The following is a 22,497-nucleotide window of genomic DNA, read 5'->3' on the forward strand; positions in this document are numbered from 1 at the left end:
AAAGACTCCTTTTGGAGTCTTTTTTTATTAAAAAAAATTATATTTTATCATTAAAGACTTTTATGTCTTTTTTATTTTGACATTTTGTGAATGTCATATAAAAACAAAATTTATATATAATTTTATAAAAAAGGTTGTTTTTTATAGATATAAAAATTTGTTGTGTTTAGTAGTTCTTTAATAAGTATATTGTTTTATATAGCATTTTTATTAGTTTTTATAATCTTTTTTACGACATTCTAATCATTTTATGATTTTTGTAAAATGAAACAAAAAAGTGTGGCTTTGGTATGGAAATAAATTATAAAAAATTGGGATTAAAGATAAAAGAAAAAAGAAAAAAATTAGGGTATACACAAGAAAGTTTATCAGAAAAAATCGATTTGTCTGTAAGTCATTTAAGCCACATAGAAAATGGAAGTGCGAAAGTTTCACTGCATGCAATAGTTAATATTGCCAGTATATTAAATTTAAGTTTAGATGAGCTTTTTAGTATTGATCTTGGTAATAATTTTATAAGCGAAAATATTAAGGATATTAATGAGTTTTTAAAAAATTGTAGTAAAGAAGAGAAAAAACTTTTATTTGAGAATCTAAATTTTTTAAAAAAAGTAAATTTAAAAGAGAGTGAATATATTTAATAAAATGAGCGAAAGTATTTTAAATGAAATTCTATATTTTTATCTTGAAAATAATAAATGTGATGATAATCAAAAAATGCTAAATGAAATTATTGATTTGTTTGAAAAACTAAATAAGAACATTGATAAAACATACAGTGAAAGTTTTGAAGAGATCTTTGAAAAGATGCTTAGATATAATCAAAAAGAAAATGAATATTGTTTTAAAATGGGATTTAATATTTGTATGAGAATAGTTATAGAGATGTTTAGTTTTACATAATACATATTTTGACAAATTTCGCACTTTAATAAATGTATCTTTTATCTTGTAAAAAAATATTAAGGGGATAAGATAATGGATAAAAAGTGTGCCATAACGGGAATAAGGGATGTGAAAAATTTTGATGAAGAGAAAAAGACAATATTGTTTGAAAAGATAAAAAATATAATAGGATTACTACACGTGAAATATGAAATAAATACATTTTATTGTGGAATGGCTCTTGGTGCGGATTTGTTATGTGCCGGAGCTATTTTAGATTATAATGACAGATTTAATACAAATATTAAAATTATTCCCGTTATTCCTTGTAAAAATCAAACTAAATTATGGAAACAAGAAGATATTAAAAACTATAATTACATATTAAATAACTCTTTAGATGCAATAATTCTAAATGAAAAATATACAAGAACTTGTATGCTTGAAAGAAATAGATATATGGTAGATAACAGTGAGTTTTTATTTGCTGTTTATGACGGAAGAGACAGCGGGGGGACAAGATATACTCTTGATTATGCAATAAAAAAAGAAAAGAAGATAATTTTTATAGACACAAAAACTTTTAAGCTGTTTAAAAATTTTTATTAGGCTTAAGGTTTTATATGGAAAATATTTTACCAAAGTGATACTATATATAAAAATATAGAAATGAATAAATACAACTTAATTTGTTTTTTACGAGGTAAAATATGAAATACGATTTTGATAAAATAATTGACAGAAGAAATACTAACTGTGAAAAATATGATAGTTTAAAAAGGGCATACCCTCTTTCAGATGAAAATACCATACCTTTATGGGTTGCTGATATGGATTTCCCTTGCAGCGATGCAATAATCGAAAGCATAAAAGAAAGACTTTTAAATCCTGTTCTTGGATATACTTTCGTGTATGCTGATGATGAATATAAAAGTGCTGTTTGCGATTGGATGAGGGATAAACACGATTTTATAATTGATAAGAAAGATATATATTATTCCGGCGGGATTGTTCCTGCTATGTGTGTATTAATAACTTCTCTTACAAATGAAGGGGACAATATTATTGTAAACCAACCTGTTTATACTCCTTTTATGAATATAGTAAAGGATAATAACAGAAATCTTGTTAATTCTCCTCTTGTTAAAGATGAAAATGGAGATTATACTCTTGATTTTGAAGACTTTGAAAAAAAGATAAAAGACAATAACGTAAAAATGTTCCTGTTCTGTTCACCTCATAATCCAATAGGGAAAGTCTGGACAAAAGATGAGCTTTTAAAAATAGGTGAAATATGTAAAAAATATAATGTTATAGTTTTTAGTGATGAGATACACTGCGATATTGTAAGAAAGGGAATAAAACATATTCCTATTGCATCTTTATTTGAAAATGACGATATATTTATAACAGGAACTGCACCGAGTAAGACATTTAATATTCCGGGTATGAAGGTAAGTAATATAATTATCAAAAATGAAGAATATAAAAACAAGTGGAAATTATATACACAAAAAAGATTACATACTGCAGACCCTAACGTTTTTGTTCCGGGGATTGTTAAGGCAGCATATAAAGAAAGTGATGATTGGTATAATTATATGCTTGAATATGTGGAAGAAAATTTTAAATACATAAAAAGATTCGTTAATGAAAATTTAGAAAATGTAGGTTTTGAAATCCCTCAGGCGACATTCCTTGGATGGCTTGATATGAATAAGTACGATATAGATTATAAGGAATTATCGGATTTATTTGTTACAAAAGGCGGTTTTGCTATTCAGCACGGTAAACAGTTTGGAGAAGAGGGAGTTGGCTATTTTAGAATAAACGTTGCAACAAGCAGGAAAAATATCGAAAAAGCAATGAATGGAATGAAAGAAGTATTAAAAGATATACCTGTTAAATAAAAAAAGAACATCATAAGATGTTCTTTTTATTTTTAGTAGTTTTTAGCTTTAATAAAGAAATGAGCTCTTGGATGGTCACATACAGGACAAACTTCAGGAGCTTCTTTTGCAACTACTAAGTGTCCGCAGTTTCCGCATTCCCAAACAACTTCTTCTTCTCTTTTAAATACTCTTCCTTTTTGGATGTTTTCGCATAAAGCTCTGTATCTTTCTTCATGAGCTTTTTCGATTTTTGCAACACCTTCAAAAGTTTCAGCTATATCATCAAAGCCTTCTTCTCTTGCTTCTTTTGCGAATGTAGCATACATGTCTGTCCATTCATAATTTTCGCCTGCTGCTGCGTCAAGAAGATTTTCTTCTGTTGTTCCGATTCCATGAATTAATTTAAACCAAAGTTTAGCGTGTTCTTTTTCATTGTTTGCTGTATCTTCGAACAATGCAGCAATTTGATTGTAACCGTCTTTTTTTGCTTTGCTTGCGTAGTAAGTGTATTTGTTTCTTGCTTCGCTTTCTCCTGCAAATGCAGTTTTTAAGTTTTCAAGTGTTTTTGTTCCGTCTAATTTATTAGCCATATAATTTACCCTCCTATATGCTTTTCTTGTTAAGGTTATTATATCACAAAAAAAATTTTAATGTTTAATTAAATTTAAAGTTTATTAATTCTTAATAATTTAGATTATTTTGAACTTATAAATTTTCACAAAATATTCAAAATTTTACCATATTTATATGTATATTTAGAAAGAAGTATGATATAATTTAGAAAAATTTCATATATTATGGGTATCTTAACCGATAAAAATAAATTTAATTTGTTTTTATATTTTTAATAAAATAATAAGTAACTTTGGTTATTGATATTTAATAATTAATGTGATAATAAAATTTTTTATTATATATATTTTTTTATTTATTAAAATGCGTAGGGGGGTAATTTTATGCGCGTAAAAACGAAAAAAATATTATTATCATTTTTTTGTTTTTTATTAACTTTTTGCATAATTGCCGGTCTTGTTAAAGTACAGGCTAATGATGCAGTAAGTAACCCTGATTCTGTTATTGATATTGTTGTAAATATCCCAGCAGATTATCCGGGTACTTTTTTAGATTTTAAGGAGGAATTGACTGAGAAATTAATCGCTCAAGGGTTGGATGAAAATAAATTCCGTATTGTTTCATCTGCAATCAAAATTGATACAACCGATACATCTGGTTGGTATGTATATGATCATTATCTTGATCAATCTACATATAACAGTCTTGGCTTAGACTCAACAAAGCAACCTTATAGAGCAGCAGATAATTCTTATGCAAGTGGTACAAAACCAACAACCATAGAAAAGGAATTTGAAAAAACAACTCCAACAAGTTGTAAATATTTTAAAAGACATATTTCTTCTACTTTAGATGAAGCGGGAAAAGCAAAGATGACATTTGCCGGTTATGGAACACAGGCTCTTGCTGATTTTATGATATACCCTGCCCCAAGCAACTCAAGAAGAACATTTAGTTTTGATATTGATGCAAAAGGTGTTGGTAATCATACATTAACAGGTGCAGGTTTCTTTGTTAATGCCGGTATAAATGGTACAAGTTCTTCTGCTACAGTAAATGGATATTTATTATTTTATGAATTTACTACTCAAGTAAGCGGAAATATTTATTTAATTCCTATGAATAATGTTAATGCAATGAATTTCCAAACTTCAAATGTTACAGGTTTGTATAGTAAAGCCATTGCAAAAGATACATTTAATTTAGGTGCAAGTAAAAAAGCAAGAATTGATGTTGATTTACAGTCAAGATCTTTAACTGTTCAACAAAGAAACTATACTTCTTCAGGTACATTTGAAGAAACAAAAACATTGTTTGGCGGTAAAGCCGTAGCAATGGAAGCAACAGGATATAATGGATTTGGTCCTATGGCTGCTTATAAGTCTCATGGCTGTTCAGAGCTTTCATCTTTTGTATTCTCTGACCTTGAAATGAACTATGAAGCAAATGCTTTCGATGCACTTAAAAATGTACAATATGCGGAAGATGCAGACTATAAATATTTCATTAACTTAGCCGGAACAAATGCTGATCCGGGCGTTCCAGAAGATAAAGAAAATTATTTGGAAGGTATAAAACGTCTTAATGAAAATGAAATATTCTATATTAGTAATGTTGATGATGGAAAAATATTAAAAGACCCAACAGCTGATAGTTCTGGTATAGGACCTGATAATGGTTTGTATGCAACAGACCAAGACTATGTTTCTCAGATTGCAGAATATATTGCAAATAACTATAAAGATAAAGTTAAGTTTACACCTGTTGAAATTCAACAGATAAAAGAAAATCCTATTGCAGACTTTTCTATATATGAAAAATTAGGAACGGAAGAAGAACGTCAGATTTTGACAGTTCACTTGCAACATTTAAAAACATCAAACGATAAAATAGTTGCACAGATAAAAGATAAATCAATGCCTGCAGATTCCGGGGCTGAGATTACACAGTGGTCTCTTAAAGTGTATGACCCAGATAATAGTATAGTCGCAAATTCAGGCGGATTTGTAGACTCACCTGAATTATTACCAAATTATACTTTTACCAAAGATTCAAAACAAGGTAAATATACATTTGAACTTGTAGTAAAAGATGAAGAAGGAAATGAATCAAGTACATTCCAAACATATTTAACAGCTTATAAAGATGATAAAGCTGCTGCAATTGAAGCTACTTCTGAAGGTTATAAATCTTCTGCTCATATTGCTCTTGTAGATAAAGGTTATGGTATCGATAGAGATGGTGTAACACTTATTGAAGATGAAGGAAGTGGCGTATTAAAATATCAAGTTAATGATGGAGAAGTTATTACTTTAGATGCACCTGTTCATGCATATAATTTCTCACAAAAATTAACAGCAGATCCTTTGAAAGTAACTTCATGGGATGAATGTGGAAACCAAAGTACAAATACATTTAATACTGTATCTGTTTCTTTTGAAGATGATTTATATGATACATATTATGTTTTAGAAAATGGAAAACTTGGTGAATTACCAGAAGCACCAAAAAATGAAGATCCAAATCAAATTTTCCAAGGCTGGGCTGATGCAGATGGAAACTTAGTATCTTCAGAAACTGTTGTTTCAGATGATATTGTTTTACATCCTGTTTATACAACAGAAAAAGTTCAACTTACATTTAGTCCAAACGGCGGAAGCTTTGGTGATTCTCAAGAATCAAAAGTTATAGAAGTTCCAAAAGGAAGTAATGTAATAGATCATTTACTTTCAGGTGATGAACTTCCTACAAAAGAAGGATATCATTTCACATATTGGACATATGGTGGAGCACAAATTACAACTCAAAAAGCAAACAGTGATATGACACTTGTTGCTAACTGGGCTAAAGATTCATTTACATTAAAATTTGATGCAAATGGCGGAAATTTAGGTAAATTAAAAGAAAAATCTGTAGAATACGGTGCAAATATTGTAAATGCCGTTACTAACGATGAAACTGGTTCCCCTTACCAAGGAACATATCTTCCAACAAGAGAAGGTTATACTTTCCAAGGCTGGGCAAAAGATAAAAATGGAACTGCAATCGGAGGAAGTGAAACAATGCCAGCAGGTACATATACTGTATATGCAAAATGGCAAAAAGATACTTCAAGATATATTGTTCACTTTGATAGTAATGGTGGAAGTACTGTAAATGACAAATCATATCCAACAGCAACTACAAACTACGGAACATTAAATACACCAAACCGTTCAGGTTATACATTTGAAGGTTGGTATGATGAAGGTGGAACTTTAAGAGAATCAGGCGATGCTGTATATAAACAAGCAGATCACACATTAACAGCTAAATGGTCTGCAAATACAAATACACAATATAAATTAGAATATTGGTTTAGTACAGAAAACGGTTATGTAAGAAATGATGACTTAACTGTTGTTAGATATGGTACAACTGATGAACAAGTTTCAATTAAAGACGGTGATATTAAAGACTTTAGCGGATATTGGTATGATGAAGGTTCTGAATTAAATAAATTATCAGGAACAATAAGCGGTGATGGTAAATTAACATTAAAGATTTACTATAATAGATACTTATCAGTATCAACAAGTAAAGACGGTAGTGGTACAATTACTCCTTCAAAAACAATGAAAGAAGGTTCTGATTATACTGTTAGCTGGACACCTGCAAAAGGATATGTTGTAGGAAGAGTATTTGTTGATGATGTAATAAGAGATGACTTATTAGTTGATAATAAGATTGAATTCAAAGATATTAATAAAAATCATAAAGTATATGTTGAATTTGTTAAAGAAGGTGGTTCATCTGGCTCAGGTTCTACTGATATAGGTGAAACAGGCTACTATCAAGTTAAAACTAAGATTGATGGTCCAATTGATGCCGGAACAATAACACCAACTAAGACAGTAGCTAAAAATAGTGATTATGCTGTTGATTGGACAATAAATGAAGGATATTACATTACAAGTATTAAAGTTGATGGAAAAGAATATCCACTTGATACAAAGAATGTTGACTTTAAAGGTATTAAAGCAGATCATGAAGTTATTGTAACAGTTGAAAGTCTACCTGGCTTAGGTGGCGGTTCAACAACAGGATATTACACAGTAACTGTAAATAAATATGGTGGTGATGAAACTACTAAAGTAAGTGGTAACCAAGTTGTAAACTCTGGAGATAATGCTACAGTAACTTGGGAATCTACAGGCGAATATAAAATCGCACATGTATTTGTTGACGGAAAAGAAATTAGTCAAAGTGCAATAAACAGCGGTAAATATGATTTTAGTAATATTACACAAAATCATGTTGTAGATGTTTATTTCCAAAAAGACGGTAGTGGTGATGGAGATTGGCAAAAAGATCCAGTTACAATTACTACTCAACTTATAGGTGGTCCTGGTACTATTTCATCAGGCGGAATAGTTTCAAAAGGTAGTGACTTTACTGTAACATGGGATCCTATTTTACAAGTAGGCAATAGTCCAAGTGATTCTGACTATGCTGTGTATGAAATAGACAAAGTTCTTGTAAATGACAAAGTATATGATACAAAAGGTCAAAACAAAATTGAATTTAATTCAATTAAAAGTAATCAAGATGTAAAAGTTTATATGAAACCTGTTATTTATGCAGTTGACACTCTAAAATACGGAGATGGGACTGTAGATGTATCTAAAGTTTTATATAAAGGACAAAGTTACTTAAATATCGAAGGTACTCCAAATAGTGGAAGTGTTGTTTCAAAATTAGTTGTAGACGGTGTAGATTATCCTATTACAGGAATTACTACCCTTGCAGCAAATGAAGTTGAAGTAACAAAACAAGACAAAACTGGTATTAGTGTAAATGTTAATGACATTTCAAAAAATCATGAAATAGAAGTTTACTTTACTGCTGATGGAGGAAGTCTTCCTGGTGATGAAGATTTAATTTCTGTTACAGGAGAAATAATCGGTGCAACAGGTGAAATAGATGGAACAGGTATCTTTGAAAAAGGTGACGATGATACTGTTTCTTGGAATATTGACGGTGATTATAAAGTTGTAGACGTTAAAGTAAACGGAGAAAGTGTTTCATTTAGCGGAAATAGTATCGATTTAAAAGACCTTCAAGGTGATAAAGACGTAGATATCTATGTTGAAAAAAATAGTTTACCTGGAAATGATGATGTTCAAGACGGAAAAGGTGATAATCCTTTATATGACATAAATACTAGCATCGTAGGTGGTCCTGGTACTATTACAAACAGTGGAAAAGTAGAAGAAGGTAGCTCTTCTAAAGTTGAATGGGAAGTGACTGATCCTGATAATTACGAAATTAGAGATGTAATTGTAGACGGTGTAAGTCGTCCTGATCTAATCAGTCCTGACGGAAAAGGCGAAATTACTTTTGATGATATTAATAAAGATCATAAAGTAGAAGTAATTGTAGGTAAAAAACCTGAATTAAACGTTGATGTTGATGGAGATGGTATTCCTGATGTAAATATTGATACAGACAAAGACGGAAAACCAGATATTAATATTGACTTAAACGGAGACGGAAAACCTGAAATAAATATTGATACAGATAATAAAGGAACATGGAAACCAAGCGGAAATGGTGGAAATAGTGACGGCATCTGGAAACCTGATACAAAACTAGATACAGATGGAGACGGAAAAGTTGATACAGATCATTTATATAGACCTGGTAAAGATACTGATGGTGATGGTGTAGATGATTACTGGAAACCAAGTATAGATGTTTATCCTGATGGAATTGGAAACCCTGGATATGATACAGGTCATCCAAATCTAGATTATGATAAAGATGGAGATGGAAATCCAGATATCAATATTGATACAAATGGAGACGGAAAACCTAATGTTGATATAGACACAGATGGTGATTTAAACCCAGATATTAATATCGATACAGACGGAGACAAGAAACCAGATATCAATATCGATACAGATGGAAATAAGAAACCAGATGTAAATATTGATACAGATGGTGATAAGAAACCAGATATCAATATAGATACAGATGGAGATAAGAAACCAGATATTAATATTGATACAGATGGAGATAAGAAACCAGATGTAAATATTGATACAGATGGAGATAAGAAACCAGATATCAATATCGATACAGATGGAGATGGAAAACCAGATATCAATATTGATACAGATGGAGATGGAAATCCAGATGTTAATATCGACTTAGATGGAGATGGTATTCCTGACGCAAATATTGATACAGATGGAGACGGTATAGCTGATTATAAATTATTAGGCGATACTCCAGCTACATCAGATTCATCAAATGTATTATTATGGATTGTAATGTTTGTAATTTCAGGAGGTTTTATAACTTACTTACAATACAAACGTAAAGAAGAAACTAGTTTAAAATAGTTTAGACGAATAATTAAAATACACCTATTTTGTATATACAATTTAGGTGTATTTTTTTATTAAATATGAAAATAAAAATAAAATTAAATGATTTTAATGAATAAAAAACGAATATTTTTTATTGACATATCTTGTATATTTTTTTATAATAATTTGTGTTGACTATAAACGTGATAACCCACGGTAGAGGGGAGGGTTGAGAGATGTCAGAAGTAAGATTAAGAGAAGGCGAATCACTAGAAAGCGCTTTAAAAAGATTTAAGAAAAAGACTGCTATGGCTGGTGTTATGTCTGAAATCAGAAAAAGAGAACACTATGAAAAACCTAGTGTAAGAAGAAAGAAAAAAGCTGAAGCAGCAAGAAAGAAAAAAAATAAAAGATAATTAGGAAGTGTTTTATATGTCACTTAAAGAAACTTTACTTGGCGATTTAAAAAAAGCCATGAAAGAAAAAGACAATATAACAAAATCTACTGTTACTATGGTTAGAGCTGCAATCTTACAAGTTGAAAAAGACAATAAAGTTGAACTTGGCGATGAAGAAATTGTAGATGTAGTTGCTAAACAAGTAAAACAAAGAAAAGATTCTCTTGCTGAATTTGAGAAAGCAGGAAGAGAAGATCTTATAGCTGAAGCAAAAGCAGAACTTGAAGTTCTAATGAGATATTTACCAAAACAGCTAACAAAAGATGAGGTTAAAGAAATAGTAAAAGAAGCTATTGAAAAAACCGGAGCTGAAACGGTAAAAGATATGGGCAAAATCATGGGCGAAGTTATGCCTAAAGTAAAAGGTAAGGCTGACGGTAAAATCGTTAATGAAGTTGCCAGAGAATTATTAGGCTAATTTAAGGAGTGTATTACACTCCTTATTTTTTTACTGTGAGGTATATATGAGTAAGGAAAATATAATTGTATCGGCATGTTTGTTTGGAGAGAACTGTAAATACAGCGGTGGTAATAATGAAATAGAAAAAGAAATTATAAAGAAAATAGAAAATAAATATAATGTTATATTATGTTGTCCAGAATGTCTTGGAGGACTATCTACACCAAGAGAGCCAAGCGAAATAAGAAAAGGAAAAGTATTTTCAAAAAGCGGAAAAGACGTTACTGATGAATATAAAAAAGGAGCAATGATTTGCCTTAATATTGCAAAAGAAAACAATGTAAAATTAGCATTAATGAAAGCCAATTCTCCGTCTTGCGGAAATAAAAAAATATACGACGGAAGTTTTTCATCTGTTTTGATTGATGGTAAGGGAATAACTGCAAAGCTTTTTGAAGAAAATGGAATTGAAGTAATAAGTGAGAAAGAACTTGAAAAGTTATTCTAAATTTGTATGAAAATGTTTTTAATGATACTGAGTATTATTAAGAGTAAAAAAAGCATATAAATATAATAAAAAGTTAATAAAATGAACAAAAAACTATTTACTTTATAACTTTAACAGTTTATAATACAAAAATACTTTGAATATCAAAGAACTTAGGAGGAATATAAATATGTTAGAAGATATTAAAAAGGTATTAGTAGATGCATTAGATATTGACGAAAGTCTTATCACACCAGAAGCAAGATTAAAAGAAGATTTAGATATCGATTCTTTAGCTGCTGTTGAATTATCACTTGAACTTGAAACAGAATTCGATGTTCAAATCGAAGATGAAGAATTAGAAAAACTTGTTACTGTACAAGATATCATTGACATTATTAAAGAAAAACAATAATATCACTTTTTTATTCAGTATAATATTTGGGCTTACGGGCCCTTTTATATTACATTTATTCATTATATTTTATTTTTTATTTATTCGGTTTTATAGGATATTATAGTTTGAATATCAAAGTATTATTTATTGATTTCTTTAAAATTAATTCAAAAGGAGAAAATTTTGGATACTAAAGCAATAAAACAAGTTATAGATATTTTTGAAGGCTCAAATGTTCATAAAATGGAAATTGAAGCCGGAGAAATGAAGATTAAACTTGAAAAAGAAGATAGCAAAAGTGTTGTAAATTATGTTAAACCACAAGAATATATTGTGGAATCACAACCAGTTATAAAAGAAGATACTAAAGAAGTTATAAAAGAAGAACCAAAAGGGAATTGGGTAAAAAGTCCTATTGTAGGAACATTTTATTCAAAACCAAATGAAAGTTCACCTGCTTATGTAAACGTGGGAGACAGTGTAAACAAGGGAGATATCGTTTGTATCATTGAAGCAATGAAAGTAATGAACGAAATAAAAGCACCTTGCAGCGGAAAAATCATAAGTGTTGCAAAACAAGACGGTGAAATGGTTCAGTTTGATGAAAATCTAATATGTATAGGTGATTAAATGATAAAGAAAATTTTAATTGCAAACAGAGGAGAAATAGCAGTAAGAATAATAAGAACTTGTAAGGAAATGGGAATTAAAACCGTAAGTGTATATTCAACTGCGGATAAAGATGCCTTACATGTTCAAATAGCAGATGAAGCTGTTTGTATAGGTTCGCCTAAAGCAATGGATAGTTATCTTAATATGAGTAATATCATAGAAGCTGCTTGTCAGACAGGATGTGATGCCATACATCCCGGATTCGGCTTCTTAAGTGAAAATCCAAGATTTGCAAGGCTTGTTATTGGATGTGGATTAATCTTTATTGGTCCAAACCCTGAAACAATAGAAAAACTCGGGAACAAGAGTGAAGCAAGAAAAATAATGATAGAAGCTGGGGTGCCTGTTGTTCCCGGTTCTAAAGAAATTATAAAAGATGTAGATGAAGGTAAAAAGCTTGCAAATGACATAACATATCCCGTAATTATTAAAGCCAGTAATGGCGGCGGTGGAAGAGGCATGAGAATTGTAAGAAAAGAAGAAGAATTTGAAGATGCTTTTAATGCTGCTACAAGTGAGGCAAAGGCTTGTTTTGGGGATAGTGATGTATATATAGAAAAATACATAGAAAAACCAAAACACATAGAGATTCAACTTATAGCTGATAAGCATGGTAATGTTATACATTTATTTGAAAGAGACTGTTCTTTTCAAAGAAGAAACCAAAAGCTTATAGAAGAAGCCCCATGTCATATGCTTAAAGATGAAATAAGACAGTCTATGATAAATGATGCAATAAAAGCATGTAAATATGTTGGATATGACAGTGTAGGAACAATTGAATTCTTGCTTGATAAAAGCGGAAAATATTATTTTATGGAAATGAATACGAGAATTCAGGTTGAACATCCAATATCAGAAATGATAAGCGGAGTTGATATAGTAAAACAACAAATTAAAGTTGCCGGCGGACAAAAACTTACTTTAAAACAAGAGGATATAAAACAAAACGGTTATGCATTAGAATGCAGAATCAATGCGGAAGATGTAGAAAGAAATTTTGCACCTTCCGGAGGAAAGATAAACTTTTTACATATTCCCGGAGGAAGAGGAATAAGAGTTGACAGTGCTGTGTATACAGGATATGAAATACCTCCGTTTTATGATTCCATGATTTTAAAACTCATTACTTTTGCACCTACAAGGTTAGAATGCATAAAGAAAATGAGAGTTGCATTGGAAGAATTAATAATAGACGGAGTAAAAACAAATATAGAATTTCATTATTTGGTGCTTCACAATAAAACTTTTATTGAAGGAAAATACGATACGGGATTTTTTGAAGAGTTTATAAAGGAGTTGGAAGAACAAAGTGGAGAACTTATTTAGGAAAAGACAGGAAAGACTTGAACTTTTTAAGTCCAGAAGAATAACTTCTTCAAAAGAGGTTACAAAAAGAGAAGTTCCTGAAAATTTAATAAAAAACTGTGAAGTATGCCATAAAAATACTCCATATGATGAAATGATGGAAAATCTTTATGTATGTCCAAATTGCGGTCATCATTTAAAGATAAGTGCCAGAGAAAGAATAAGACAGCTTACGGATAAACGAAGTTTTAGGGAAATGGATAAAAACATTGAAAGTAAAAATGAAGATGATTTCCCAGGTTATTCTAATAAACTTGATAAGTTAAAAAGAGCAACAGGACTTCATGAAGCAGTTGTTACCGGAGTTGGAAAAATAAACGGTCAAAAAATTGCCATTGCCGTTATGGACAGTAATTTTATGATGGGAAGTATGGGACAAGTTGTTGGAGATAAAATTACTAGAATAATAGAGCTTGCAACAAAAAGAAAGCTTCCTCTTCTTATAAGCTGTACCAGTGGAGGAGCAAGAATGCAAGAAGGGATTATGTCTTTGATGCAAATGGCAAAGACAAGCGCTGCACTAAAGAGATTTTCTGATGAGGGAGGCTTTTATATATCTTTACTTACTCATCCAACTACAGGTGGCGTAAGTGCATCATTTGCGATGCTAGGAGATATAATAATTGCTGAACCGAATGCTCTTGTAGGCTTTGCCGGAAAAAGAGTTATTGAAAATACAATCAATGAAACTCTTCCAAAAGAATTCCAAAGAGCTGAGTTTTTACTTGAAAAAGGTTTTATAGATATGATTGTAAAAAGAACTGACATGAAGAAAACCATTTATGATCTTATAGTACTTCATAAAGGAGTAAAACAATGAGCATAAAAGAATGTGAAATAAAAATAAGAGAATTAGAAGCAAAAAAAGCTTCTCTTTCTTTAACGGACAATGAAGAATTTGACAAAATAAATAAAGAAATAAGACAGCTAAAGAAAAAGGCATATGCAAAATTAGAGCCTTGGGACAGAGTATATCTTGCAAGACATCAAGACAGACCAAAAGCAAGCGATTATATATCACTTCTTTTTGATAATTTTTATGAGCTTCATGGAGATAGATGTTTTGGAGATGATAGTGCGTTAATTGGTGGTATTGGAACGTTTAATGATATTCCGGTAACCGTTTTGGCACAGGCAAAAGGAAAAACTTTAGAAGAAAATTTAAAGAGAAACTTTGGAATGATGAATCCCGAAGGTTACAGAAAGGCTTTAAGACTGGCAAAAGAAGCAGAAAAATTCCATAGACCTATTATTACAATAGTTGATACGGCAGGTGCGTATCCCGGAAAAGGTGCTGAGGAAAGAGGACAGGCTGAAGCTATTGCAAAATGTCTTTATGAGTTTTCAAATTTGAAAACTCCTGTTATAAGCGTTGTTATTTCTGAAGGAGGAAGTGGTGGGGCTTTGGCTTTAAGCGTTGCCGATAAAATAATAATGCTTGAAAATGCAATATATTCCGTACTTTCTCCTGAGGGATTTGCGAGTATTTTGTGGAAAGACGAAAGCAGAGCCGAAGAAGCAAGTAAATATATGAAGCTTACTTCTTTTGATTTGTATGAAAAAGGAATTGTTGACCACATAATTAAAGAACCTGAGGGAGGGGCTCAAAACGGTCTTGAGTATGTAGTTGCTCAAATATCCGTTTATATTCAAAATGAGCTTATGGAATTATCAAATAAAAAAGACAGACAACTAATCAAGGAAAGATATTTAAAATATCGAAAAATAGGAATGATTTAAGATGAAAAATAGAAAAATTATTGGATACGGTTATTACATACCCAAAAATTTAATAACAAATCAAGACCTTGAGAAAATCGTAGATACAAATGACGAATGGATTAAAAGCAGATCTGGAATAGAAACAAGGTATATAAGCAGTGATGAAAATACAAGCGATATTGCTTATAATGCTGCAATAAAGGCTATTGAAGATGCAAAAATTGCTAAAGAAGATATAGACCTAATTATATGTGCAACATGTACTCCTGACAATATGACTCCATCTACTGCTTGTTTGGTTCAAGAAAAGCTTGGACTAAATGATTCACATGTAATGGCTTTTGATTTGAATGCTGCTTGTAGCGGTTTTTTATATTCAATGCAGGTTGCATCGTTTATGTTAAGTGAATATAAATGTGCATTAGTTATCGGAGCTGAAACATTAAGCAAGGTAATTGACTGGACAGACAGAAGTACCTGTGTTCTCTTTGGAGACGGAGCAGGAGCTGTAATAATGAAAAGAGAACCAACCGATAATGATATGTACTTTTATTCTAACGCAGAAGGGGATAATCAAGGGAAATTAAGAATACAAGGTTTAAGTTTAAAACAACCACTTCAAAATGAAGAAAGAAAAGTAGGTCATATTGAAATGGCTGGTAACGATGTTTTTAGGTTTGCAGTAAGAGCAATGAGTGATGCTTTAACAGAAGCTTTAAATAAAGCAGGTAAAACAATAGATGATATTGATTTAGTAATTCCTCATCAGGCTAATTATAGGATTATAAAACACGTTATAAAAAAACTTAAGATAGATGAAGATAAAGTATATATTAACCTAAATAAATATGGTAATACCTCAGCTGCAAGTGTTGCAATTGCACTTGCAGAGGCAAAGGAAAAAGGATTAATAAAAGAAGGAGCAAAAATTGTTTTGATAGGCTTTGGAGCCGGATTTACATACGCTTCAGGGTATATTGAAATATAGTAAAAAGTTATGACAATGTTAAATAAAATTTTAGGTATTAAATATCCTATTATCCAAGGAGCCATGGCAAATATAGCAACCGCAGAATTTGCGGCAAGCGTTAGTAATGCAGGTGGGCTTGGGATAATTGCAACAGGGGCAATGACTTGCGAACAAGCAAGAGAAGAAATAAGAAAATGTAAGAAATTAACAGATAAGCCTTTTGGGGTAAATGTAATGATGATGAACCCTCAAACAGAAGAAATCATGAATATGATATGTGAAGAAAAGGTTGATGTTGTTACAACGGGAGCAGGAAACCCAGGGAAATACGTTGAAAAATTAAAGAAAAGCGGAACTAAAGTATTTCCTATTACACCGAGTGTTGCTTTAGCAAAAAGGCTTGAAAGAAGCGGAGTTGATGCTCTAATTGTAGAAGGGGGAGAATCCGGCGGTCATGTTGGAGAACAAACGACTATGAGCCTTGTTCCTCAAGTTGTAGATGCAGTTAATATTCCTGTTATTGCAGCAGGTGGTATTGCTGAGGGAAGAGGTTTTAACGCTGCATTATCATTAGGTGCAATAGGTGTTCAAATAGGAACTTGTCTTCTTGCAAGTGAAGAATGTCCTATTCATGAAAATTATAAAAATGCGGTTTTAAAGGCAAAAGATACAGAAACAATCGTTACGGGAAAAAGCCTTAATGCTCCTGTAAGAGTTATGAAGAATAAAATGAGCAGAGAGTATGTTAAGCTTGAAGCCCATGCAGGAAGCAGGGAAGAACTTGAAAAACTTACTTTAGGCGGGCTTAGAAGAGCTGTTTTTGAAGGTGATATGGTAACAGGTTCTGTAATGATGGGACAAATTGCAGGAATGGTAAAAGAGATTTTACCTTTAGAAAAAATATTACAAAATATTATTGACGAATCAAAAGAAGAACTTGAAAAACTTATTGAAAAACACAAGGAGTTATAATGTTAAAAGAAGTAAAAATCAAAGATAAAATTTTACAAGTACCAATCATTCAAGGTGGGATGGGGGTAGGTGTTTCTCTGTCTTCTTTGGCAGGTAGTGTAATGAAAGAGGGGGCTATGGGGGTAATAAGTGCTGCTCATCCCGGATATAAAAAAGAAGGATTCAATAAAAATTCTTTAAAATGCAATGTGGAAGCAATCCTTGAAGAAGTAAAAAAAGCAAGAGAAATAAGCAAGGGAAAAGGACTTCTCGGGGTAAACATCATGGTTGCAAGCAAAGATTATGCAGAATATGTTAAAGTGGCCGTAAAAGCAAAGGTTGATGCAATAATATCGGGAGCGGGTTTACCTCTTGAACTTCCAAAACTTGTAGATGATAAGAGTATTTTGCTAGCTCCCATAGTTTCAAGTGGAAGAGCTATAAGACTTATACTTAAAAGATGGGATAAAAGACATAATACGGTTCCTGATTTTGTTGTTATTGAAGGAAGTGAAGCAGGCGGGCATCTTGGGTTTAAGAAGGAAGAACTTTTAAACGGAACATGTGAAAGTTTAGATAAAATCTTTGATGATGTAAAAAAAGAGCTTCAACCTTTTGAAGAAGCTTATAATAAGAAAATTCCTGTATTTGTTGCGGGGGGAATATTTACCGGAAGCGATATTGCTCATTTTATAAAAAAGGGCGCTGACGGTGTACAAATGGGAACAAGGTTTATTGCAACAGAAGAATGTGATGCGGCTAAAGAGTTTAAGGATATGATAATAAATTGTAAAAAAGAAGACATTGCAATTGTAAAAAGTCCTACAGGTTTTCCTGGAAGGGGAATAATGAACTCTTTTATGAAAAAAACAGAAGAAAGAGGAAATATATCTATGTCTTCTTGTTTCAACTGTTTGTCACTATGTAATCCTTCCGATACACCTTATTGTATATCAGGTGCTCTTATTGAAGCTGTAAAAGGGAATGTAGATAACGGTCTTGTGTTTGTAGGCAGTAATGCATACAGAGTAAATAAAATGACTACGGTGCATGATTTGATAAATGAGCTTGTAAGTGAAGCAAATGAAAAGTTAAAGGAGAATGATTAATGAAAATAGGATTTTTGTTTGCCGGACAAGGCAGTCAAAGTGTGGGAATGGGAAAAGAATTATATGATACATATGAAGAAGCAAGAGAAGTTTATAATAGTGTTAGCCTTGATTATGATGTAAAAGATTTATGTTTTAACGGACCAAAAGAACAGCTTGATGATACTGCATATTCTCAAAGTGCTATTCTTACAACTTCTATGGCAATAGCAAATGTTGTAAAATCAAAAGGAATAAACCCTGATTATGTATGCGGACTTTCTCTTGGAGAATATTCTGCTCTTTGTTTTAGCGGTGCTTTTAGTGTTAACGATGCTGCAAACATAGTTAGAAAAAGAGGAGAAATAATGGCAAATGCTCTTCCTAAGGGAACATCAAAAATGGTTGCAGTAATGAACTTTGATAAAGACATAATAAAAGAAACTTGTGAAGAAGTTAAATGTGATGGAGTATGTGAAATTGCAAATTATAACTCTCCTGCTCAAATAGTTATAACAGGGGAAGTAAAAGCAGTTGACAAGGCTTGTGAAATATTAAAGGAAAAAGGCGCAAGAAGACTTATTCCTCTTAATGTAAGCGGAGCTTTTCATTCATCTTTGCTTGAAGATGCTTCGGTAAAATTAAATAAAGTTTTAGGTGAATATGAAATAAAAACTCCTGAAATTCCTGTTGTTTATAATGTTACAGGAAAAGAATACGATGGTGATATAAGAGAAATTTTAACAAAACAAATTAAATCAAGCGTATATTTTATGCAAATGGTTGAATACATGATAGATAACGGAGTAGAGGCTTTTGTTGAAATAGGACCGGGAAAAGTATTAAAAGGGTTTGTAAGAAAAATCAATAAAAATATTCCGGTATATAGCGTGGAAGATAATAAATCACTTGAAGAAATGTTAGGAGCATTAAAATAATGGAAAGAAAAACAGCAGTTGTAACAGGTGCAAGCAGAGGAATTGGTAAAGCCATTGCCTTGGCTCTTGCAAAAGACGGTTTTAATGTAGTTATTAATTATAACGGAAACAAAGAAAAGGCAGAACAAGTAAAAAAAGAATGTGAAGATTATGGAGTTAATGCAATAACAGTTAAAGCAAATGTTGCTGATTTTACTGAAAGCGAAAATTTAATAAAAGAAGCAGTTTCTACATTTGGAAGTATTGATGTTTTAGTAAATAATTCAGGTATAACAAAAGATACATTGCTTCTAAGAATGAAAGAAGAAGATTTTGACAGTGTAATTGATGTTAATTTAAAAGGAACATTTAATACTATAAAACATGCAGCAAGACAAATGATGAAACAAAGAAACGGCAGCATTATAAATATGTCAAGCGTTGTAGGGATATCAGGAAACGCAGGACAGATTAATTACGCGGCAAGCAAAGCAGGTGTAATAGGTCTTACAAAATCCGTAGCAAGAGAACTTGCTTCAAGAGGAATAAGAGCAAATGCCGTTGCTCCCGGATTTATTGAAACAGATATGACAGATGAGTTAAATGATAAGGCAAAAGAGGAAATTTTAAAGACAATTCCTTTAAATGATACGGGAAAAAGTGAAGATGTTGCAAATTTAGTTGCTTTTTTAGCATCTGAAAAAAGCAGATATATAACAGGTCAAGTAATCCACGTAGATGGTGGAATGTTAATGTAGTAGGAGGCAAAATGAAAAGAAGAGTAGTAATAAGCGGACTTGGTGCGGTTTCACCTATTGGAAATGATGTTGAAACAATGTGGAACTCAATCAAGGAAGGTAAATGCGGTATTGATGAAATAACTCATTTTGATACAAGTGATTATAAAGTAAAATTGGCTGCAGAAGTAAAAGATTTGGATATGGAAAAATATCTAAAAAGAAGAGAAATTAAATTTAATGATAGATTTACTTCTTTTGCAAGAATTGCTTCAATGCAAGCTATGAAAGATAGCAATATTGATTTGGAAAGTGTTGATAAAAATCGTTTTGGTGTTATAATTGCCAGCGGTATTGGTGGAATTGAAACTATTGAAAATGCTCAAAAAAATATGGAAAAGAGAGGACCTTCAAAGGTTTCTCCATATTTTATTCCAATGTGTTTAATTAACTTAGCAGCGGGTAATGTTGCAATTGATTTTGGTTTAAAAGGTCATTGTTCTTCTACTGTTACAGCTTGTGCGGCAGCAAGCAATGCAATAGGTGAGGCATTCCATAAAATAAGAGACGGTTATGAAGATTTAATGCTTGCCGGTGGAAGTGAAGCTTCTATTACTCCTCTTGCAATGGCAGGTTTTATGTCAATGAGAGCTTTACATGAAGGTGATGATAAGGAAAGAGCAAGTATTCCTTTTGATAAAGACAGAAGCGGTTTTGTTATGGGCGAAGGTGCAGGTATATTACTTCTTGAAGAATATGAACATGCAAAGAAAAGAGGCGCAAAAATATATGCTGAAATCGTAGGTTATGGTGCAACTTGTGATGCATTCCATGTAACAGCTCCTATTTCAGACGGAAGCGGTGGAGCAGGTGCAATGGTAAATGCTATTGAGGATGCAGGAATAAATTATAAAGATATAGACTATATTAATGCCCATGGAACAAGCACACCTTTAAATGACAAAACAGAAACTTTAGCCGTAAAAACAGCATTTAAAGACCATGCAAAAGAACTTAAGATATCTTCTACAAAATCAAATACAGGACATCTTCTTGGTGCATCAGGTGCAATAGAAGCAATTATTTCAGTAAAAGCTTTAGAAGATGGATATATTCCAGCAACAATAAATTATAAAAACGAAGATGAAGATTGTGACTTAAACATAGTTCCAAATGAAGGAATAAACGAAGATATTAATTATGCAATGAGTAATTCTTTAGGTTTTGGCGGTCACAATGTTTCTTTGATATTTAAAAAGGCGGAAGAAAAATAATGATATATAATTCTAATGATATACAAAATATAATACCACATAGATATCCATTTTTGCTTGTTGATACAATAGAAGAAATAATAGACGAAACTTGTATAATAGGCAAGAAAAACGTAACTGCAAATGAAATGCATTTTATGGGACATTTTCCTCAAAAACACGTTATGCCCGGTGTTTTAATTGTTGAAGCTTTAGCACAGACAGGTGCTGTTTTACTTCTTTCAAAAGAAGAAAATAAAGGTAAAATTGCGGTTTTAGCCGGTGTAAACAAGATGCGTTTTAAAAGACAGGTTATACCTGGGGATACGCTTACTCTAAAGGTTGAGCTAACAAGAATGAAAGCAGGTATAGGGTTTGCAAGTGCAATAGCTTTAGTTGGGGATGAAGTTGCAGCAAAAGGTGAGATAATGTTTGCTATTGATAAATAAAAAGAGAGTTTACTCTCTTTTTTTATTGATTATCTTGTTGCATTAAACTTATTTAGGATATATAATATAAAACATGAAAAAGAGAAAAGTAAAAGTAATTAAAAAAAGAAAATCAACTGAACCTATAAAAAAAGATAAAAAAAGTATTGTTTTGTATTTGTTAATAGCGGTATTTAGTATTACTCTTTTATTTTCGGCATATAAAATATATTCAATTATGTCTGAGTATAATAAAGGAACTTCAACCTATGATAATTTAATAAGTGAAGTTAAAAAAGATAAAGAAATTGATTTTGATGCTTTGAAATCAATAAATCCAGATGTTGTAGGTTGGATATATTCTGAAGGTACTGTTATTGATTATCCTGTTGTTCAAGGAAGCGATAATGATTATTATTTACATCATTTGTTTGATGGTACATCAAATTCAAGCGGTACTGTATTCCTTGATTATACAAAGAATAAAGACTTTACATCAAAAAACTCTATCTTGTATGCTCACAATATGAAAAACGGAAGTATGTTTGCAAGTTTAATGGGGTATAAAGATCAAGAATATTATGACGCTCATAAAACCATGGATTTATATACTCCGGATAAAAATTATGAAATAGAAGTAGTTTATGGATTTGTTATTGATGCATACAAATGGGATGATAATGGATTTGCTTCGGATGATAATGTTGAAGATTTGCTTCTTCATGCAAAATCAAATACAACATTTGATAGCGGTAAGACCATATCTTCTGATGATAAGATAATAACACTTTCTACATGTTCATATGAAATAGAAGAAGGAAGATATGTATTAATAGGAAAATTAGTTGAAAAATAAAAGGTAAGATTTCTTACCTTTTTTTATTTTAATAAAAAATAAAGATTAAATTAATAAAAAGGTATTATATTTATATTATAGTTAAAT

22 protein-coding genes are annotated in these 22,497 nt (G+C 31.3%); 21 read left to right on the forward strand and 1 reads right to left on the reverse strand.

Annotation, left to right across the window (positions count from 1 at the left end; translation table 11 throughout):
* Positions 1–290: 290 nt before the first annotated feature.
* The 4 genes from V2W16_RS06085 to V2W16_RS06100 all read left to right on the forward strand — a co-directional run bounded on the left by V2W16_RS06085 (position 291) and on the right by V2W16_RS06100 (position 2,795).
* Positions 291–641: a helix-turn-helix domain-containing protein gene (locus V2W16_RS06085; protein WP_329383097.1), complete on the forward strand. Its 351-nt coding sequence runs from the start codon at positions 291–293 to the stop codon at positions 639–641.
* Positions 642–645: 4 nt separating this feature from the next.
* Positions 646–903, forward strand: a complete 258-nt coding sequence (locus V2W16_RS06090; RefSeq protein WP_253229863.1) for a DUF6809 family protein — start codon at positions 646–648, stop codon at positions 901–903.
* 75 nt (positions 904–978) lie between these two features.
* On the forward strand, positions 979–1,494 hold the full coding sequence (locus tag V2W16_RS06095) for an SLOG family protein (RefSeq protein ID WP_253229864.1): 516 nt from the start codon (positions 979–981) through the stop codon (positions 1,492–1,494).
* Positions 1,495–1,595: 101 nt separating this feature from the next.
* Positions 1,596–2,795 (forward strand): MalY/PatB family protein, encoded by a 1,200-nt coding sequence (locus tag V2W16_RS06100; RefSeq protein ID WP_329383104.1) that lies wholly within the window; start codon positions 1,596–1,598, stop codon positions 2,793–2,795.
* 32 nt (positions 2,796–2,827) lie between these two features.
* Here the strand turns inward: V2W16_RS06100 and rbr are convergent, their stop codons facing one another.
* Positions 2,828–3,367 carry a rubrerythrin gene (gene rbr / locus V2W16_RS06105; protein WP_138268116.1) on the reverse strand — a complete coding sequence of 180 codons (540 nt, stop codon included), beginning with the start codon at positions 3,365–3,367 and terminating at the stop codon, positions 2,828–2,830.
* 366 nt (positions 3,368–3,733) lie between these two features.
* On the opposite strand from rbr, the gene V2W16_RS06110 reads away from it, so the two are divergent.
* From V2W16_RS06110 to srtB, 17 genes are all read left to right on the forward strand, one after another.
* The gene (locus V2W16_RS06110) at positions 3,734–9,739 is read left to right on the forward strand and encodes an InlB B-repeat-containing protein (protein WP_329383107.1); all 6,006 of its coding nucleotides are present in this window, start codon (positions 3,734–3,736) and stop codon (positions 9,737–9,739) included.
* 203 nt (positions 9,740–9,942) lie between these two features.
* The gene (gene rpsU / locus V2W16_RS06115) at positions 9,943–10,122 is read left to right on the forward strand and encodes a 30S ribosomal protein S21 (RefSeq protein ID WP_138268117.1); all 180 of its coding nucleotides are present in this window, start codon (positions 9,943–9,945) and stop codon (positions 10,120–10,122) included.
* A gap of 16 nt (positions 10,123–10,138) precedes the next feature.
* The gene (locus V2W16_RS06120) at positions 10,139–10,582 is read left to right on the forward strand and encodes a GatB/YqeY domain-containing protein (RefSeq protein ID WP_138268118.1); all 444 of its coding nucleotides are present in this window, start codon (positions 10,139–10,141) and stop codon (positions 10,580–10,582) included.
* Positions 10,583–10,628: 46 nt separating this feature from the next.
* Positions 10,629–11,072, forward strand: coding sequence for a 2-thiouracil desulfurase family protein (locus tag V2W16_RS06125; RefSeq protein WP_329383112.1), 444 nt, complete (start codon positions 10,629–10,631; stop codon positions 11,070–11,072).
* A 169-nt stretch (positions 11,073–11,241) separates the two neighbouring features.
* Complete coding sequence (locus V2W16_RS06130) at positions 11,242–11,466, forward strand: acyl carrier protein (protein ID WP_138268120.1); 225 nt, start codon at positions 11,242–11,244, stop codon at positions 11,464–11,466.
* 165 nt (positions 11,467–11,631) lie between these two features.
* A complete protein-coding gene (accB, locus tag V2W16_RS06135; protein WP_329383117.1) occupies positions 11,632–12,078 on the forward strand; it encodes an acetyl-CoA carboxylase biotin carboxyl carrier protein in 447 nt (148 codons plus the stop codon).
* On the forward strand, positions 12,079–13,449 hold the full coding sequence (locus tag V2W16_RS06140; protein WP_329383119.1) for an acetyl-CoA carboxylase biotin carboxylase subunit: 1,371 nt from the start codon (positions 12,079–12,081) through the stop codon (positions 13,447–13,449).
* Positions 13,433–14,308, forward strand: coding sequence for an acetyl-CoA carboxylase, carboxyltransferase subunit beta (gene accD, locus V2W16_RS06145; protein WP_329383123.1), 876 nt, complete (start codon positions 13,433–13,435; stop codon positions 14,306–14,308). Before V2W16_RS06140 ends, accD begins: the two co-directional genes overlap by 17 nt.
* The gene (locus tag V2W16_RS06150; RefSeq protein ID WP_138268124.1) at positions 14,305–15,228 is read left to right on the forward strand and encodes an acetyl-CoA carboxylase carboxyltransferase subunit alpha; all 924 of its coding nucleotides are present in this window, start codon (positions 14,305–14,307) and stop codon (positions 15,226–15,228) included. Before accD ends, V2W16_RS06150 begins: the two co-directional genes overlap by 4 nt.
* Position 15,229: 1 nt before the next feature.
* Positions 15,230–16,198 (forward strand): beta-ketoacyl-ACP synthase III, encoded by a 969-nt coding sequence (locus V2W16_RS06155; RefSeq protein ID WP_329383128.1) that lies wholly within the window; start codon positions 15,230–15,232, stop codon positions 16,196–16,198.
* 9 nt (positions 16,199–16,207) lie between these two features.
* Complete coding sequence (locus V2W16_RS06160; protein WP_329383131.1) at positions 16,208–17,152, forward strand: DUF561 domain-containing protein; 945 nt, start codon at positions 16,208–16,210, stop codon at positions 17,150–17,152.
* On the forward strand, positions 17,152–18,240 hold the full coding sequence (locus V2W16_RS06165; protein ID WP_329383135.1) for an NAD(P)H-dependent flavin oxidoreductase: 1,089 nt from the start codon (positions 17,152–17,154) through the stop codon (positions 18,238–18,240). The genes V2W16_RS06160 and V2W16_RS06165 overlap by 1 nt, the downstream gene beginning before the upstream one ends.
* Positions 18,240–19,157: an ACP S-malonyltransferase gene (gene fabD, locus V2W16_RS06170; protein WP_329383138.1), complete on the forward strand. Its 918-nt coding sequence runs from the start codon at positions 18,240–18,242 to the stop codon at positions 19,155–19,157. The genes V2W16_RS06165 and fabD overlap by 1 nt, the downstream gene beginning before the upstream one ends.
* Positions 19,154–19,894: a 3-oxoacyl-[acyl-carrier-protein] reductase gene (gene fabG / locus V2W16_RS06175; protein WP_329383266.1), complete on the forward strand. Its 741-nt coding sequence runs from the start codon at positions 19,154–19,156 to the stop codon at positions 19,892–19,894. Before fabD ends, fabG begins: the two co-directional genes overlap by 4 nt.
* Positions 19,895–19,905: 11 nt before the next feature.
* Positions 19,906–21,147: a beta-ketoacyl-ACP synthase II gene (fabF, locus tag V2W16_RS06180; protein ID WP_329383140.1), complete on the forward strand. Its 1,242-nt coding sequence runs from the start codon at positions 19,906–19,908 to the stop codon at positions 21,145–21,147.
* The gene (gene fabZ / locus V2W16_RS06185; RefSeq protein WP_256476280.1) at positions 21,147–21,575 is read left to right on the forward strand and encodes a 3-hydroxyacyl-ACP dehydratase FabZ; all 429 of its coding nucleotides are present in this window, start codon (positions 21,147–21,149) and stop codon (positions 21,573–21,575) included. Before fabF ends, fabZ begins: the two co-directional genes overlap by 1 nt.
* A 73-nt stretch (positions 21,576–21,648) precedes the next feature.
* Positions 21,649–22,410 (forward strand): class B sortase, encoded by a 762-nt coding sequence (srtB, locus tag V2W16_RS06190; protein ID WP_138268132.1) that lies wholly within the window; start codon positions 21,649–21,651, stop codon positions 22,408–22,410.
* Positions 22,411–22,497 lie beyond the last annotated feature (87 nt).

The sequence above is a fragment of the Anaerofustis butyriciformans genome (assembly GCF_036289385.1).
In the GTDB taxonomy this organism is placed as follows: Bacteria; Bacillota; Clostridia; order Eubacteriales; family Anaerofustaceae; genus Anaerofustis; species Anaerofustis butyriciformans.